This is a genomic window from Priestia sp. P5_B4, from assembly GCF_056400385.1.
On the sequence record NZ_JBFULJ010001302.1, the window covers coordinates 1 to 770 of the forward strand.

Sequence of the window (770 nt, forward strand, 5' to 3'; positions counted from 1 at the left end):
GTTTTGACACAATCATCTTTTTCTAGCACATCGATACGGAAAATTGTACTCAATTTACTAGCCATTTCTTTAATAGCAGCTTTATAGCCAATGTATTTTGGAAGAATGTGTTTTACCTCAGTGTAAGATAGAAGCGCTTCTGAATCTTTCTTTACGTTTACATCAGATTCGTATACGTACAACGCACGTAAAGCCAGACGCAGCATGTTGATATTTTTAATAGCCAGCAATTGATAAATCACTTCCATCGAAACAGAAGTATAACCACCTTTTGAAGTATATGTATTGTTATCTTCATCAAGCATTTCAGGATTATATGATATGTTTTGAACATCAGCAGCTTCTTTTATATGTAAATCTAAAAAATCCTCTAAATAGTTGTTTAAAGAAACTTGAATATAGTCTCCCCATAAACGATCCCAGCGAATGATGTCATAGTCTTCTAAAAGCTTATTATTATTTTGAACGGTCCGAACGGAACATTGGATTGTATTAGCCAGTTCTTGCTCAGAAATAATTGAAATATGACCCTGGCTGTTACATTTGGCTATGTAAGCTAAAATTTGCTTCATCAGAGAACCCGTCCACTTTATATCTACAAAGTTTTTCGCAAGACCAAATGAATGTTTTTCATAGTAATAGCTATTGCCTCGTTTCGTGTTTCTATTTAAGCCGCTCATGACAATCAGCAGTTTATTTGCTACAAGGGTGTGCCGTTTTAGTGCCAGCTTTTGTATACTCATGTAGTGACCTCCTTTCCAAAACTATAT

The 770-nt window shown here is 34.8% G+C and carries 1 protein-coding gene; it reads right to left on the reverse strand.

Annotation, left to right across the window (positions count from 1 at the left end; translation table 11 throughout):
• Positions 1-743, reverse strand: a 743-nt coding sequence (locus tag AC1DRF_RS30625; RefSeq protein WP_477742652.1) for a hypothetical protein, incomplete at its 3' end; no start/stop codon positions are given.
• Positions 744-770 lie beyond the last annotated feature (27 nt).